This window comes from Pseudonocardia adelaidensis (assembly GCF_039543345.1).
In the GTDB taxonomy this organism is placed as follows: Bacteria; Actinomycetota; Actinomycetes; order Mycobacteriales; family Pseudonocardiaceae; genus Pseudonocardia; species Pseudonocardia adelaidensis.
This window is the reverse complement of sequence record NZ_BAABJO010000051.1, coordinates 24,035-39,904: the sequence shown is the minus strand read 5'-3', so window position 1 is coordinate 39,904 and position 15,870 is coordinate 24,035. Positions and strand designations below refer to the sequence as shown.

Here is a 15,870-nt window from a genome sequence, read left to right as displayed (position 1 = left end):
TTAGCCGCCGGTCGCGCGATCCGCGGCTCTCCAGGCGGTCGGCGGCGGCTCCCACAGCGGTGAGGGCCTGAGGACTACTGCACGTCCGATTCGGGCGCTGGCAGTTGCACCGTGCGCTGCGGCTCGACGGCGGCCACGCCGGTCACGGCGCCGAGGGCCTGCACGTGCTGCGTATCCGCCGAGCCGGTGATCACCCCGATCGGGCGCAGCACCTGCTCGACCTGCATGCCGCCGTCCTCCAGCGCCGCGACGACCTCGTCGATCCGGTCGATCGCATCGTCTGCGACAGAGATCGTGATCTTCTCGGACATGGGTGCCCTCGCTCAGACGCCAGGCGCCCGGACCAGGCCGGACCCGACGTCGCTGGACGACAGCGGCAGCCGCTGCGCGACCTGCACGAGCTGCGCCCACAGCTGCTGGCCGGTGGCTCCGGTACGCGCCGACCACAGTGCGGCGATGCCGGCGACGTGCGGCGTGGCCATGCTGGTGCCGGAGATCGTGTTGGTGCCCTGCGGCACCGGCCAGGACGAGTACACGTCGACCCCCGGCCCCGCGATGTCGACCTGCCCGCCCTGGATGGTCGAGCTCGCCGCGGAGAAGTCGGCGATCGCGAGCGCGCTGTCCACTGCCGCGACCGCCATGATCGACGGACTGTTGGCCGGCATCCCGACGAACCCGGTGTTGCCCGCGCTGCGCCGAGCGTTGTTGCCTGCGGCGGCCACGACGAGCGTTCCGGCGGCGAGGGCGCGGCGGCCCACAATCTCGAAGGCGGTGGACACCTGCTCGATGTCGGAGCCGAGCGACATCGAGATCACCTGGGCGCCCGAGGAGATCGCCCAGCTCATGCCCGCGAGGATGTCGGCGTCGGTGCCGGACCCGTCGTCCCCGAGGACCTTGCCGACGAGGATGCGTGCCTCGTGGGCGATCCCGTAGCGCCGGCCGGTGCCTGGGGCGAGGGCCCCGCAGGCCGTGCCGGTGACGTGGGTGCCGTGCCCGTGCACGTCCTGGGCGGTCTGTCCGTCGACGAACGACCTGGCCTCGATGTCGCGCCCGGCGAAGTCGGGGTGCCCGAGATCGAGGCCGGTGTCGAGCACCGCGATGGTGGTGCCGGCCCCCGTCTCCGGGGTGTCGGCGACGCCGGTGGCCTGCAAACCCCAGGTCAGCTTGTCGGTGTCACCGAACCGGGTGGGCACCGCTCCCGCTGCCACACCAGCGATCCGAGAATGGAGGAACTGCGCGGCATCGTGGAAGCCGTGCAGGTACTCCTCGGAGAGGGGCCCACCGATCGCTCGCTGGACCCGCTCCGGCTCCACACCGAGCAGCCGCGGGTCCACGCGTGCCGCCTCGAGTTGCTGCGCCGAGAGGTCCGCGACCGCCACCCCCAGCTCGGCGAAGTACGTCGGATGGGCGCGCGAGGCTGCGCCGCGCTCGGCGTCCCGCGTGTTCGTAACCTCCTCCGCCTCGGCGAGCTCCTGCACCGCCGCGCAAGCGGCATCGTCATCGCCCGCCAGGTCCTCGCCCAGCACCAGCAGGTGACGACCGGTGAGTGACACCGTCGCCCGTCCCGCCGAGCCGTTGCGCGCTGCTCCCCCGTTGTCTGCCATGGTTCCCTTCAGCAGTTCACGACTATTCACGATCCGTTCTGCCGGAGCGTTGCCCCGGAGACACAGTATTGACCGCCGCCGTAAACTCTCAATAGATTCCGTGCAGACGGCGGGCTCTCGCCCGCCGTCCCCCACAGATCCGGACGTGAAGTAGGGTAGGCCGCCGGCGAGGTGCCAGTTGTGCTGGCCCTTTTCTGACGACCTCCCCTCTGAACCAGCCGTGCCGCTTTCCTGAGCAGCTGACTCTCTAGTGCTCATCGTGTTGTGCGCGTGGGACGTCCGGCGCGGCGAATTGTTTGGGCGGCCTCCGGCGTTCTCCTCGACGAGTAAGTCCTAACGGCGGGGTGGCCGTAGACGTAGCAGGAGGGCGTTCGAGCTCGCCTGTAGGAACTGGCCCGCGGAGTCGCCGTTGCGCCCGGTCCCCCACCAGCTGTCCGGCACCCCGTCGAAGGCGTTGACTACGGGGTGCGCGGGGTCCGCCTGCGACGCCGCCACCCCTGTGCGGGAGGTAGCACGGTCTCGGTTGCGAGGAAGCGCTACACCAACATGAATGCCGGCACCGCGAGGGCCGCCAACGCCAGCAGCACTCCGAGCGCGATCGGCCGGGCCCGGCCGAGGCGAGCGAACCAGGCGAGCAGCCGTCGCCACCACGACGGCCGCGGCGGCGGGCGGCTGCCGGGCCCACACTCAGGTCCACGCCGCAGTTGCGGCAGAACCGGCGGTCCGAGCGGTTGCCGACACCGCAGTTCCAGCAGACGATCCCGCTCTCCTCGGCCGCGACCGCCGCACGCACCTCGGGACGCTGCGGCTCGGGTTTGCCGGGCAGCACGGGCGCCACCTCGGGTTCGAGGGGGACGAGCAGGGCACGGGCGCGGCGCTGCTGTTCGGCTTCCTCCGCCGCTCGTTGCGCCTCGGGCGGCCCGGCTGACCCTGACGGCGCGGGCGACGAGGTAGGAGGAGCAGGCGCAGGAGTTGGGGCGCCAGCAGTCGGGGACGGGGCAGGCGGGGCCGGGTTGCGAGCGGCTTCGTCCCAGTCGATGTAGTCGCCGCACACTTCACAGAACGACTGCCCGCCTGCTGGTCCCTTGTTCCCGCAGGTGGGGCAACGTGGCGGAATGGTGCTCATCCAGTTCTCACGTCACTTCCGTCGTTGCCGACCACTTCGAGCGTGAACGGCAGGTGTGCGGGGGCGGCAGCCGCGACGACCGCGTCGAGGCGGGCCCGGTTGACACGGGCGGGGTCGGAGACGCGCAGGGGCACCCGCAGGCCGGGTTCAGATGTGCCCGGAAACGGACCCAGTGGCCGGGCCGACCACGCCGAACCGCCGCTCTCGGTGATCTCGGGCGTCACCCGGTGACCAGCCGGACGGCAGCCGCGAGCCCGGCCGCGGTGCCACGCCTGCGGTGCAGCGTCACTGGGGTCGCGATAGCCTCCCGACGGATCGCGAGGGGCGTGTCCCCGTCGCCTTTGGAGCCGATCCAGTGGCCCAGCCAGTCGAGGAAGTCCTCGGGCGCGAGCACGGGTGTGAAGTAGGCGTCGAGGCAGTCCAGAACGGTCAGCAGCGGGCCGAGCACCACGTCCAGCCCTGTCGCGAAACTCTGGGCGAACTGGTTCTCCGCGTAGGCTGCCGACAGTTGCTCGGCCAGCGGGCGCGGGCTGCGGGGATCGGCGACCGAACCGCTCATCGATCCCCGATCGCTCGCGCACCCGCAGGTCGAACGGGAAGAGCAGCGCAACAGGCGCAAGGTCGATTCGTTCGGTCCGGTCGCCGCGCTGGGCGGTGAGCGGGTCGCCCGGGAACAGCTGCACCTCGTCCACCAGCTCGACCCCCGGGCACCCCGTTGCAGCGCCGCGAACAGCTCACCCGTGCCGCGCGGCAGGGCGGAGATCCGGAAGGACCCCAGCGACCGGCTCGGAGGCGGTGACGGCGGCCCGCGCTTCCTTGCGCTGCCCCGTACGTCGGCCGCGCTGTCCCCACCGCCGCCGACCCGCACCACGTAGGCCATGAAACCGCCGTTGTTGAGGTAGCCGTAGACGGCGTGCGCGAGGTAGTAGCCCTCGGTGAACTCGCCGAACTGGGCGACGTACTGCGACCAGTTCTGGATCAGCACCGGGGTGTTGAGGGGCCCGGTGGGCGCGAGGCCGACGAAGGCTGCCGCCGCGGTTCCCACGCCCTCGATGGGGCAAGAGCCGCCGGCGACCTCCTCGACGTAGACGGGTTGCGGGACGGACACCTCTGCCGAGGATGCGCGCCGCGGGGGCATCGCGGGACGGGCTCCTGTCCCGCGGCCAAGGCGTCGCCGCGTTCCCGTCCGGACCGTCGGGTTGCCCGCGAGAACCTCGTCCGGTCGTGCAGGATCGGAGCCCCCGGCGCTGCCCTCACGTCCCCTGTGCCGTGGGCGGCCAGTCCCTACCGTCGCGCCGTGAACGTCACGACGTCGCTGGACCCGGCATCCAGCTCTGCTGTTACCGGAGCGGCAGCAGCCACGCACACCCTGAGGGTCCGCAACGGCGGCGACACGGTCGAGGAGTGTCAGCTCTCCGTGGTCGGCCCGCTCGCTCGGTGGGCCGTGCTCGCACCGGACCGGCTGCGGCGCTATCCGGGCGACGAAGGAACGGCGCGCTTCCCCTTCTCGGTGACCATGACACCGGCCGACCCGGACACCGCTGCGGGTGCGCAGCCGGTCCAGCTGCGGGGCACGTACGTCCGGCTGGCGCTGATCCCCACCTGCCTGCTGCTGGCGCTGACCGCGCTGCTGCTGGCGGCCGCCGTCGCGGCGGGACTGCTCTACCTTCCGTTCACGAACTTGCAGCGGTTCGTGTTCCCGCAGCCGCCGCCCGTGGTCGTCGCGGCGCCGAACGTGCAGCTCCCGCAGCAGGTCCAGCCACCCGCGCCGCAACCGGCCCGGCAGGCCCCGCAGCAGGTGCAGCCGCCGCCCCCGCCGGAGCAGAACCAGGGTGGGCAGAACCAGAGACTCACAGTCACCATCGCGCACGGCGACCTCGCCCTGACCGCGGTCGACAGCCCGCGCCGAGATGGCTCACCCGCGCCGGTGGTGGGGCCGAGGAACGCGGGCGGGGAGGCCGGCCGGATCTGGACGCTCGTTCGGCTCCGCGACGCCGCTTCACCGTCGTCAACAGTGGCACGAAGGACTGCCTGACCGACATTGGCGAGGGACGGCCGGCAACGCGTTGTCCCGGATCAACGACCGGAGCACCACGTCCACTTCGTGGATCACAACCGGCCCCTCCCGCCGGCGTGGCCGGTGGTGTGACGCATCAGATGTACCCCTCCCGCAGGGCGTACGCGACCGCATGCACCCGGTTCCGCAGTTGCAGGCGGGTCGTGAGCCCGTAGAGCACGTTCTTGATCGTGCGCTCCGAGTAGGCCAGCTTCTCGGCGATCTCCCGGGTATCGAGACCCTCGGCTAGAAGCTTCAACACGTCGATCTCGCGGGTAGCGAGACCGATCGCCTGCAGCGCAAGTGACGGGCCGTAGGCGGCCGCCCGCTGGGTCCGGCCGACGTGCGAGATCAACTGACCGAGCAGCTCCGCCGGGAGCTGGCTCTCGCCACGCGCCGCCACCCGTATCACTCTGACGAGCCGGGCCGGCGTCGCTTCAGTGCGCCACAGAATCGCGCGGACACCGCACTCCAGCACCGCCAACAGCTCGGGCTCGCGCAGGCGGTCGGTCACCAGGACCACCCGCCACGCGGGCTCCCGGACGAGCTTGCGCACCTGGCTCACCGTCGCCTCGTCGAACTGCTGGGTCAGCACGACCGCCACCGCCGCGGCGCCGGATCGCGCCGCCGAGTCCCCGCTCGACGATTCCACGAGCTCTATGCCCGGCTCGTGGCGGAGGTGGCTGAGCGCACCGGCGAGGGTCAGCGGATCCGCCGACCACACCGTCACCCTGATGTCCTGGGGGGCCATCTGAACTACCGTGTGCTCCTGAATCGAATGGTGTGCCGGCCGCCGGCAGCCTTCGATCCGTCAGCGCCGACGGCGAACCAGAGCCCGTCGGAGGGGGGACCGGGGCTGGGATGGGCACGATGTCGTTGATGTAGCGGTAGACCGGGTAGCCGTCCAGTGTCACCTGCTGGGTGCCGTCGGCGCGCTGGACGGTGCTGATCAGCGAGGGGTCGAGGTTCTGGAACGTGATCGCCTGGTTGGCCAGCACCAGCGGCCATTGAGTGGCGCACGAGCCCGAGCAGGTCGCCCGTGACGGCTGGGCGTCGTCCTCGTCGAAGCGGTAGAGCGTGTAGCCCTGACCGTCGATCACGATCGGGCCGAGCCGGCTGTGCTGCCCGAGCTGGACGGACAGCGGCCAGTAGCCGCCCTCCTTGCTACGCTGCCCGATAGACTGCGCCACCTGGGGCGCCACCGTGATGGGGGCCACCGGCGCCACCGCGCCCTGACCTGCTGGGGGGCCGCCGGGGGGACGGCCGGGGCCGGGATGGGCGCGGGCGCCGGGACAGGAGCGGGCACGGTGCACGCTGTCAGCCCGGCGACGCAGAGCGCGGCGATGCCGAGCGCGATACGGGTGGCCATCATGGGTCTGCCTTTTCGAGACATCGGATGCGGGCGAGCCGGGTCGGAACCGACCACCCGGGCGGGAGAGCGCGGCGGGAGCTCACGGGTCGCCCCGGCCGGCGAACTGCAACCGGCGGGCCGAGGTGCGCTCAGTGGCCGCTCACGTGCGGCGGGCGCCGATCTGGGCACCGGCGAATGCGTCCGGGCGCATGGCCTCGGCGTACGCGGCGTGCTCCGGGGACGAGCACAACGGCGCGGCGGGGCACTCCGGCGATTCATCAGCTCACGATTTTCCCCCACTTCCTCGCTGGGCGCGGCGACGGAAAGGTAGGAAGCGGCGATACACGGGCGATGCATGATGCATAGACACGCCGACTCACAGCGTCGCGGCCTCAGCCGGCCCGCTACGCGCCCAAGATCTCGTTCACCTCGTTCGCGAGTCCATCGGGCAAGTCGTTGTTCAACCGCGCACCGGTTACGGCTGGAGGGCGGGCGGGGCCGGTGCGGACGCCTGGGCCATCGGTGGCGCGACGCTGGGCAGTAGTGGTGTTGTAGGTCGCTCATCTGGCAGACCGCTGATAAGGCGGGCCATGGTCGAGGTGGAGTTCGGCCAACGCAACGACGCCGTAGTGGGCGAGCGACTGGAGGCGTTCGCCGCCGCTCCGTGGTCGCGCTCCCGCCGGTCACCGGCGCCACGGTGCTGTCGGCGCGGGAGGCGAAAGGGGCTGGAGTTCGACGCCGTGCTGGTGGTCGAGCCCGGTCCGCTGGCCGCGGGCGGTGCGGCCGACCTCTACGTGGCGCCGACCTGGCCACCCGGCGACTTGGAGTGCGGCACACCACCCCGCTGCCCGCGGGGCTCGACGGGCCTGCCGTACCGTCGTGCAGCTCCGCGGGGCGGGGGTTCGGGTCAGGTGAGGATGCGCAGGTCGGAGACCGTGTAGGACAGCGAGCCGCGGAACCCGATCCCAGTGCGCTGCGGTGCCGGGTCGGCGAGCTCCTCGCCGGGGGCAGGCAAGAAGTCGACCTTCCCCTCGCCGAGCCAGGTGTTCGCCACGCGCGGGTTGTCCAGGATGGACATCGTCAGCTCGTGGACGGCCGGGCTGTCGTGCTGCCCGGCAGTCAGGCGGGGGAAATGCCGCAGGTTGACGATCGGACGTGCGAGCGCAGGCAGGACGTCGGACGGCCGTTCCAGCCTGACCTGCCCCTCAGCCAGCCGTCGGCCGGCGGCGGACATGCTGGCGGCGAACCTGCCGCCGGGGCCGATCACCGGCGCCGCCTGGCTCTCCACCGCGAGAGCCCTCGTCTGGTGGATCGCACCGATCTTCTTGGGGAACCCCTGCACCCAGCCCGGGCAAGCGAGGAGTCATTGTCGACGTAGATGAACGGGCACCAGGCGACCGGCGTGGACTGCCGCTGCGCGTCGAGCAGGACGAGGAACTCGCTGTACAGGCTGCGGACCGGGCCGAGGTACTCGTCGTTGTCGCCGGAGACCTGCCAGTCGATGAACAGCGCGTACCCGTGCCCGGCCGTCGCGGGGTCGGGGTCGAGGCCGGTGGGCAGGGACGCGTTGGCCGCGTCCGGCGAGGTCCAGAACTCGACGCCGACGATGTCCCCGGCGTAGTGCCACGGCGGAGCGGGCGCGATGTTGGCCACGCCACGCGCGCTGAGCGGGTAGGTGTACCCCTTCAGCCTCTCCTTGACAGGTGGCGCCGCATCCGCGGCGGCGTCCGGTTCAGCATCGGCAGTACCTGTAGTCATTCGGGCCACTTTCCGCGCGGACGCCGGATCCCGAGCACCGTTCCGACGGCTCGCTCCACCCCGGCACCGCGTCTCGTCTGCAATTGTCGTACCGCGCGGATCTAGCCCGGCAGGTCGAACATACTGCGCTCCGCCGGGCCCGTTTAGCCCGATGGTGCTGATCTTCCTGCGCACTCGGGCATTCCGAACGGACAGTTCGAGCAGTGGGCGACCGGTGCGCCGCACGGCCCGGCTCGGAGGTGTAAGGGGATTCCGTAAATGGCTTGCGCGCCGCCGGTCCGGCGGCTCGGTGCGCGGCTCATCTGCTGGCCGGCCGCACCTGCCTGGCGCCGAAACGCTCGAGGAGCCGCCTGCGGATCCGGTCGGCGCGGTTTGGCGTGAGGCGGTCCTGGAGGGCGTTGGCCGACCGGTAGGGCATTCCTGGCCGCGTCCGGGTTGTCGATCGCGTCCTCGGTATCGCCGAGGTGCATCAGTGCCAGGGCGAGCGAGGGGAGGTCGCCTAGCAAGGTGAAGAGCTCGATGGATCGCTGGAGGCATCTCGAGCCTCGGCCGCCTCCCTCAGACCGAGGTGGACGTATTCAACCGCGTGCCAGGCGCTGGTCGAACAGGGTGCGCAGCCCGGGGCCGGGATCGATCCCCAGCTCCTCGGAGAGGACATCAACACCCTGCCGGTACACCTCGAGGGCATGGGCCTGCTCGCCGCGTCGGTAGAGGGCGAGCATCAGCAGTTCCCGCAGGCGTTCGTTCAGCGGGTCCTGGTCCAGGAGAGCGCTGATCTCGGCGACGGTGTCGCCGGAGGCGCCGAGGTCGACCTCCGCGGCGAGGAGCAGCTCGGTGGCCGCGCACTGCATCTGGTGCAGACTCTCGCGCTGCGCCTCGGCGTAGGGCCCGGGGATATCGGTCAGCGCGTCACCGTGCCACAGTGCGAGGCCGTCGCGGACGCAGGCGGCAGCCGCTGCGGCGTCGCCCGTTCGTCGCAACTTTTCGGAGTGGACTCGATGAGGTACCCGCTGCCCACCGAGACGATCACCGGCGGTACCGACGAGCCACCAGACTGAAGGATCCTGCGACGGCGGTAGACGCAAGTCCTGATCACCTTGTCCGCGGAACGAGGCGCGTTGTCACCCCACAACGAGTCGATGAGACCACCAACGGAGACGTAGGTGTCGCCGCGCAGCAGTACTCATCAAGATCACGCGGTGGCCGTCTCAGTTCACGAGGCCACGCCGCTCACCAGCGAGGGACTCGTAGACCACCTCCGAGGACGCAGCCCTCGTTGTCACGATCGCTCCTGCGGGAGGGGCGGAGGGGCCGCCGATCAAGGAGATTGCTCGGCGGCTGGGAGTGGCCCGTAACACGGTGCGGGCGGCGTTGCGCTCCTTGGGGGCCAGCCAAGTACGAGCGGGCTCGGCGTGCTCGGTCGCGGACGCCTACGAGTCCGCGGGTGCGGGCGCTGCTGGTGGAGCGGCCGACGATGCCGGAGCCGGTGGTCGCGCAGAAGATCGACTGGCCGTACTCCGAGGGGCCGTTGAAGATGAATCGCCCGGCGTTTCGGGAGGCTTACGCAGTTGAGTGGCCGACCTCGGCGAGGGCGGTGTGTTGACGGTAGTGGGCGCCCTCGAGCGCGGCTGGTGGGATGGTCGCCGCAGGCCTCGAACAGCCGGCGGAGTGGCGATCTCGACTTGCTCGACTGTCCGCCAGGGCCTGCCGGGTTTGATCAGCTCGGTCTTGAACAGCCCGATCAACGATTCGGCCAGAGCGTTGCCGTAGGCGTATCCGACGGTGCGGCGCACGCCTCGGCGAGCCGCTCGGCGAACGCGATCGACGTGTATTGGGAGCCGGCGTCGTTGTGATGGATCAACCCGTCGAACTCGACGATCCCGGCTTGGTGCCGGGTCCAGACCGCCTGTTCTAGCGCGTCGAGCTCCAGCGGGTCCGCAGTAGTGGTGCGGACGCGGCGACCACGCCGGGCACCGAGAAGGCCCAGCTCGCTCATCAGCCGCTCGACAGCGAGCGACCGGGATGCCCTCGCGGTTGAGCCAAGCCGGACCTTCCGGGCGCCGTAGAGCCGGTAGTTCTCGCCGTAGACGCGGCCGATCTCGACCTTCAGTACTTCGTCGCGGCGCTCGCGAGCTGACGGGGTGCGTGCCCGGGCCAGCGCTGCGTAGTAGGTCGTCTGGGCGATCGGGCAGCCGTGCTCAGTCAGCACAGTGCAGATCGGCTCGACCCCGGTTTGGCTCCACCGGATCCGTCTCCCTGCAGTCCGCGCGTACCCGGGGGTGGTGGACCGCGCCCAGGGCGCACAGAGTCCACGACACCAGAGGAGTCACGTGATGAAGACCCCTGTGGCCTCAAGGCCTGCGAGGCTTCTACCCGCCGTTTCGAGTAGCTCGGCCCGCTCGGCGCCGCCGCAGGCAAGCACCGCCAGGCCGTGGCGAACGGTCAACACATACCGGGCGAGCGACCTTGGGTCTTCCCCCTCACGGAGATCATGACCCAGTTCCACGTAACGCTTGGCGAGTGCATCCAAAGCGCCGTCACGAACGTCGAGCATGCGTCTGGCAACATCCTCGTTCTCTGGACCGCACGCGAAAGCCCCGCGGAGTACGAAGCACCCCATGGGGCGATCGGGATCAGTCAGTTGTTCGACGCTTCGCACCAGGTACTGCGTCGTCACATCGCGGGCCGTAGACTCGGCCAGCGCGGAAAAAGTGTGCTGCGCGTCGACGCTGAGATAGCGCTCCACTGCACGGTAGAACAGGGCCTTCTTGTCTTTGAAGGCGTGGTACAATGCCGGGCGGTTGATGCCCATCGCGTCGATGAGATCGGCAATCGAGGTCCCCTCAAACCCGTGGCGCCAGAACACCTCCAACGCTGCGTCGAGAGCCACATCGATATCGAACGCACGCGGACGGCCAATCGCTGCCATGGTCTGCCTCTCGCCACCTATCTCCTGCCCTCAGTCTACGGTTCTCCGTGCGAGGCGATCGCGTGCTCAGCGAGCGCAACCACGATGACGTGGGTGAGCCCCCCAGCGCGATCTACGGTCGGCCAGTAGCCCCCGTAAGATCAACACGAGCGAGTAGGACTCCCGACGGGAGCGACGAAGCCTGTCAACTCGTCCCGGACCAGGGGCCCAGACGCTTCCTGCCCTCGAAATGACCATGTACACGCGATGGCGGTTGACCGACGCGCGCGCCGGAACCGAGACGAGCTGAACCCAGCGGCGCTGCTGGTACCGCTCGACAGCGCTGCTCGTCACGTGCCCAGCCCGAAGTGAGATCACCACCCGCACGCCGTGCTGCCGGAACCAGGTCACGGCCCGGTGCAGAACTCAGGGGAGGTGACGTCGCGTTCGTCGGGTAGCGCTTCGATGCAGGCCAGCCCCGGAGTGGTCATCGATTGCGTCGCGCAGGTCGTAGCCGATCCGCGCGCGCGGACGTCTTCGCGGCGCCAGTGCAGCCGCCAGCCGCCGCCATCGGGGATCCGACCCAGCTTCTTGACGTCGATGTGGAGCAGATGCCCCGAGGGGTTCGTAGCGGATCCCGCAGTGGCGGCGCCGGACCGGTGCACCGCTGATCGGGTCGATCGCCGACAGGTGTGGCACCTGGTGGCGGGCCAGGACCCGCCCGTCGGTCGAGACGACCAGGCCAAGCACGCCGGCCAGGTACACCGCATCCTCGATGCGCGCTGGCCCGGCAGTGGACGCGGTCCTCGATGTGTGACGAGGTGAGGATCGGGCTGGTGTGCGGCCGCGACGAGCGACCAGCAAGGCTGTCCCAGACCTCCTCGCGCTAGCGGCGAACCCACTTGTGCACCGTTACCCGGGAGATGCCGAGTTGCTCGGCGAGCCGCGCCGCCGGTGCCAGCCAGCCAGCCAGCCAGGAAGTGTTCGACGATGAGCCCGCGAGCGTAGGCGGCGGTTGCGGCGTTCGGCGCGTTTACGCACCGCCAGCGGTTGCCCCGTCCGGCGGCGGATCAACTCGCGGCTGGGCCGATACGACTTGCGATGATGCCAGTCGGCCTCGACCGGCAGCCGCCGGGCCTGGCTGTTGCCGGTCTTGGTGATCCCACCCCGGGCGCGCCGCGCCCCGCTGGAGCGGTCGGAGCGCACCAGACCGAGGTAGGAACCGATCGTGGAGCCGGTGAACCGGCCCCAGTCATGCGCAGCAGTCGCGGCAACCGCTCGACATCCCGGCGGTCGGTCTTGACCCAGTCACCCGGCGGGCGCTCCAGCTTCGACAGTGCCACCACCACACACCGCAGCCCGCCCGCGGTCAGCGCCCGCGCCAACGCGAACCCAGTCGGACCCGCCTCGTAGGCGACCGCGACCGGCCACGGCAGCGACCGAATCCAGGGCAGGGTCATCTCCGCCGACGAGCGGGGCCTTGCTTCGGGAGGACACCCAACTAGTATGCTACTGTTCAGTCGGAAACGAGCGGGAGGGTCGCTGGGTTGCCATCGGCGGTACCCGGAGCAAGACGCTCAGAGGAACCGGGGCCGGGTCGTACACCGTCGAGAAGCCGCGCCGACCATCGAGGCAGTCCGATCAGCAGGCTGGGCTCCTAGCCGATTGATACGCCGATCATCACAGATCAAGACCTCATAGCATAACCCCGGAATGGAGGGCCACAATCAGCAGCTTGCGCTCGCCGCTCTCCTGACCTTGGCCGTCAACATCGGTTGAATGACACTCATTCCCCCTGGCCAATCCGTCGCTCAGGTGCGCCGCTTGACCTGGTCTGAGACTTGTACAGGCATAGCGCCACAGACGAGGTCGGCGCTACTGCCAAGCGACGCACGGGAAGTGCAGCGCGGGAAGAAGCCGTCCTCCAGAGGAGTATGCACACCATGAAGACACAGCTCGATCCATCGCCTTTCGACCTCAGCGGACGCCACCTTCGCGAGCAAACTGCCCGACTTCGCTCGCAAGGACCGGCCGCACGCGTGAACCTCCCCGATGGGGTAACCGCGTGGTCCGTCACGAGGTATGAGGTCCTCATGAGGCTCGCCGCCGATGATCGCGTCTCTCGGGACGCACAGCAACATTGGCCTGGACTCTCCGATATTCCTCCGGGGTGGCCGCTTCGGCCATTCCTCATTGCCCCGACCGTCCTGAACGCCTACGGAGCCGACCGTAATCGACTTCGAGAGCTCCTAGAGGGCGCCTTTACTCCGCGGCGGCTGCAGATCCTCGCAACAAGACTCCAGGAACGTGTACAGCACTACCTAGAGTCTTTTGGCTCGCTCAGTTCCGGGCAAGTGATCGACATCAAGTCACGATACGCGAACGTGATCGCCAGCGAGACCCTGTGTGACCTTTTCGGTGTGCCACACGATGACTGGGAGCTGGGGAAGATTGCCTTCACCCGCCTACTGTCCCCTTCGCCTGATCCGGATGCAGCGGCCGCTGACCTAGACGAGGCGATGACATTCTTGTCCGAACTCATTGCAAGCAAGCAGGGCGCGCCCGGCGACGACATGGCAACCACTCTCGCTGGAGCCATCAACACTACAGACGAGGAACGCGTCCTGGCGCTGGCAGTCACCATCGCTGGCGGAATTCCCTCCACCACGGAGCTCATTACCAATGCCGTCTTCAATCTCCTGCGCCACGGCGATCAACTGCAAGCGGTCTTGAAGGGTGCCGCGTCATGGTCGGCTGTGATCGAAGAGACGCTGCGCCTAGACGCTCCCGTGCAGCACATGCCACTGCGATACGCAGTCGAAGACATCGATCTCGGCGAGGGCGTCGTCATACACCGTGGAGACCCCATTCTCATGGGATTTGGCGCAGGAGGAAGAGATCCGGAAATTCACGGCGAGACAGCCGACATCTTTGACATCCATCGACGCAACAAAGAGCATGTTGCCTTCGGGTACGGCGTCCACCACTGCATCGGCGCACCACTAGGGCGCTTGCAGGCAGCTATTGCCCTCCCTGCCCTCTTCGAGCGCTTCCCACATATTGGGTTCGCCGTTCGGCCGGAGACATTGGAGCCGCTGAGCACCTTTGTGTTCTATGGCAAGGCGCAACTACCGGTACGCCTTCTGCCCTGAGTGCTCTCGTCAGGGCCGGTAGGCGGCGGATAGCTGATGAGTTGGCGGTTCGACGAGCGGCCCGCCCTGCCCAGTATTGCCGCACGCCGTTGGCGGGGTGAGGGTTAAGCCTCAAGCTACTGTGGCGTTCCGCTGCGGTGTCGCGGTGGTCCGACGACGGCGGCCTGGCTGGCGTCTCTTGCTTGTCGGGCACATAGGCATCGCGGGCGTGCCCGGACCGTGGGCGGCCCGCCATCACGAGTCGGCTCGAATGAGCGCCGAGTTCGTGGAGGCCATTGCGGTGGGTACACACCCTGGACCCGACACGGCTGGCGCGGACGCAGTCCGGCCGCAACTGGTACCTGCCCCGACCGGCGTGGCTCCCCCGCCTGGGGTGCTCAACGGTGACGTGGCGCGTGGCCCGCGGGACGCCTCCTCGAACGCCAGCGCCGACGACGCCGCCCCGGTCAGGAGGGGGGCCCAGCGGCCCCTACTGTCGGCTCACGGCCAGCGCGACGATCTGCGTGACGTTATTATCGTTCATCGAGAAGTTGTCGTCGCTGACCAGCAGTGGCGTCCGCTCGCCCGTCGGCAGGTCGGGTCGCCAGGTCATGCCCTCACTGTTCTGAACTTGCGACAGACCGACCTCGGCCAGGTCCACGAGCAGCATCTTGTGCGCCGGTTGCACCGCACCGGGCGCGAGGGACGGGACCGACCGCACGTCCGTCGCCGCCGTAACGTCGATCTGGTAGATCCGGACCCGATTACCGAACCCGGAGACGAAGGCCCGCTCGAGGATCAGGAATCGCGTTGAGGTCGAGGCGTCCAGGGCGACGAGTGAGGCGATGCCCGTGTTGCCCACCCCCCACACCTCCAACGGCACGACCGAGCTCGGATCGGCGGGCTCGGGCAGTGGGTCCAGCTCGTAGGCGTACTGCGCAACGACCGACCCGTCGGTCGCCTGCACGGTGATCCGGGTCAGCCCGCCGGCGCCGAACGTGGGCTCGGGTCCGTCAACCTTCAGCGGGTCCTCCAGCGCGGACACGATGTATTTGCCGTTGCAGGCGAATGTGAAGCTTTCGATCCCGTGATCCGGTCGAGGCCCCGCGGGGTCCGAGTAGCCGAAGCCTTCCGGACGCGGCAGGTCCCGGAGGAAGGTGCTTCGGATGCAGAGAACCGCAGTGCGGGATCGATCAGGACCGGAATCCCCGTGGTGGACTCGGCGTGGATTCCTTCATTGCTCCACGCCAGGTTGCCCGTGAGTGGATCCACGCGGAGCTCCTCGGAGTCAACTGGGCCGAGAAGGGCCGCCTCGGCCGCTGAGTAGCGGTCCTGTACCTGTGCCCACTCGTCGATGGACGGGTAGGTCTGACCGTCTGGCCTGCGGAAGAAGGTCACCGACTCGAAGGCCACCTCATCGATCCCGTCGGCACTCAGGGTGATCTTCGATGTGTAGAACCGAGCCGGATTGACCTTGGAGCGGTCATCACTTACCAACAAGAACCGGTCGGAACGGTCATCGTATTCGATTCCGGACAAACCGCCGATAATCGTTCCGTCGAGCTGCATACCGGCTGGTACGATATGCTCGCCGATCAGCCGGACTGGCGGCGCGCCAGCGCCCACACTTTCCATCGCAAGGCGTTCAGTCATGGTATCCTCATCTTCGAGTACCGCACTGATCTCGTCGTAATGCCGCGCAAGTGTGCGGTGAGAATTCGCGCGGCGTACAAGCGTTGGATCGATCGGTCCGCCGGCGACCTCGTCCACTACCGCGCCGTGGCAATTCCGGGCGACGTCGGAGCGAGTTACACAACCCGAGGATGGCGCCGGAATTGTAGGTTCGTTGTGTGATCCGTGCGGTCGTGCATCGCCCGTCTGTCACGAGCTTCAGCCATTCGAGGTCATGCCACGCCGCACGCCCGCTGACCAGCTC

10 protein-coding genes and 5 pseudogenes are annotated in these 15,870 nt (G+C 69.0%); 3 read left to right on the top strand and 12 right to left on the bottom strand.

All coding sequences use genetic code 11. From position 1 onward, the window contains the following. Positions 1-74: 74 nt before the first annotated feature. The 3 genes from ABEA81_RS39955 to ABEA81_RS39945 all read right to left on the bottom strand — a co-directional run bounded on the left by ABEA81_RS39955 (position 75) and on the right by ABEA81_RS39945 (position 3,838). Positions 75-311: a hypothetical protein gene (locus ABEA81_RS39955; protein ID WP_345612892.1), complete on the bottom strand. Its 237-nt coding sequence runs from the start codon at positions 309-311 to the stop codon at positions 75-77. A 12-nt stretch (positions 312-323) separates the two neighbouring features. Then, on the bottom strand, positions 324-1,604 hold the full coding sequence (locus ABEA81_RS39950) for a S8 family serine peptidase (RefSeq protein WP_345612890.1): 1,281 nt from the start codon (positions 1,602-1,604) through the stop codon (positions 324-326). 1,346 nt (positions 1,605-2,950) lie between these two features. Then, entirely contained in the window at positions 2,951-3,838 is an 888-nt protein-coding gene (locus ABEA81_RS39945) for a phage tail protein (protein ID WP_345612888.1), read from the bottom strand. Between the two features lie 189 nt (positions 3,839-4,027). On the opposite strand from ABEA81_RS39945, the gene ABEA81_RS39940 reads away from it, so the two are divergent. Continuing rightward, complete coding sequence (locus tag ABEA81_RS39940) at positions 4,028-4,765, top strand: hypothetical protein (protein WP_345612886.1); 738 nt, start codon at positions 4,028-4,030, stop codon at positions 4,763-4,765. 118 nt (positions 4,766-4,883) lie between these two features. Here the strand turns inward: ABEA81_RS39940 and ABEA81_RS39935 are convergent, their stop codons facing one another. The 4 genes and pseudogenes from ABEA81_RS39935 to ABEA81_RS39925 all read right to left on the bottom strand — a co-directional run bounded on the left by ABEA81_RS39935 (position 4,884) and on the right by ABEA81_RS39925 (position 8,875). After that, positions 4,884-5,516, bottom strand: coding sequence for a helix-turn-helix transcriptional regulator (locus ABEA81_RS39935; protein WP_345612885.1), 633 nt, complete (start codon positions 5,514-5,516; stop codon positions 4,884-4,886). Between the two features lie 151 nt (positions 5,517-5,667). After that, positions 5,668-5,886: pseudogene (locus ABEA81_RS42895) on the bottom strand (hypothetical protein); the annotation flags it as partial. Positions 5,887-7,044: 1,158 nt separating this feature from the next. Beyond that, a pseudogene (locus ABEA81_RS39930) lies at positions 7,045-7,895 on the bottom strand (acetoacetate decarboxylase family protein). A 578-nt stretch (positions 7,896-8,473) separates the two neighbouring features. Beyond that, on the bottom strand, positions 8,474-8,875 hold the full coding sequence (locus ABEA81_RS39925) for an AfsR/SARP family transcriptional regulator (protein ID WP_345612883.1): 402 nt from the start codon (positions 8,873-8,875) through the stop codon (positions 8,474-8,476). A gap of 304 nt (positions 8,876-9,179) precedes the next feature. Here ABEA81_RS39925 and ABEA81_RS39920 point away from each other — a divergent pair. Next, a pseudogene (locus tag ABEA81_RS39920) lies at positions 9,180-9,459 on the top strand (IS21 family transposase); the annotation flags it as partial. Here ABEA81_RS39920 and ABEA81_RS39915 read toward each other — a convergent pair. From ABEA81_RS39915 to ABEA81_RS42890, 3 genes and pseudogenes are all read right to left on the bottom strand, one after another. Beyond that, positions 9,456-10,041: pseudogene (locus ABEA81_RS39915) on the bottom strand (IS3 family transposase); the annotation flags it as partial. The pseudogenes ABEA81_RS39920 and ABEA81_RS39915 sit on opposite strands and share 4 nt — an antisense overlap. Positions 10,042-10,221: 180 nt before the next feature. Continuing rightward, positions 10,222-10,824: a TetR/AcrR family transcriptional regulator gene (locus ABEA81_RS39910; protein ID WP_345612881.1), complete on the bottom strand. Its 603-nt coding sequence runs from the start codon at positions 10,822-10,824 to the stop codon at positions 10,222-10,224. 891 nt (positions 10,825-11,715) lie between these two features. Then, positions 11,716-12,111, bottom strand: a complete 396-nt coding sequence (locus tag ABEA81_RS42890) for a transposase (RefSeq protein ID WP_425570858.1) — start codon at positions 12,109-12,111, stop codon at positions 11,716-11,718. Between the two features lie 731 nt (positions 12,112-12,842). Here ABEA81_RS42890 and ABEA81_RS39900 point away from each other — a divergent pair. After that, positions 12,843-13,955, top strand: a complete 1,113-nt coding sequence (locus ABEA81_RS39900) for a cytochrome P450 (protein WP_345612879.1) — start codon at positions 12,843-12,845, stop codon at positions 13,953-13,955. Between the two features lie 469 nt (positions 13,956-14,424). Here ABEA81_RS39900 and ABEA81_RS39895 read toward each other — a convergent pair whose 3' ends face one another. Together ABEA81_RS39895 and ABEA81_RS39890 are read right to left on the bottom strand one after the other, a co-directional pair. Further along, on the bottom strand, positions 14,425-15,078 hold the full coding sequence (locus tag ABEA81_RS39895) for an esterase-like activity of phytase family protein (RefSeq protein ID WP_345612896.1): 654 nt from the start codon (positions 15,076-15,078) through the stop codon (positions 14,425-14,427). 92 nt (positions 15,079-15,170) lie between these two features. After that, positions 15,171-15,503 (bottom strand): annotated as a pseudogene (locus tag ABEA81_RS39890) (esterase-like activity of phytase family protein); the annotation flags it as partial. Positions 15,504-15,870 lie beyond the last annotated feature (367 nt).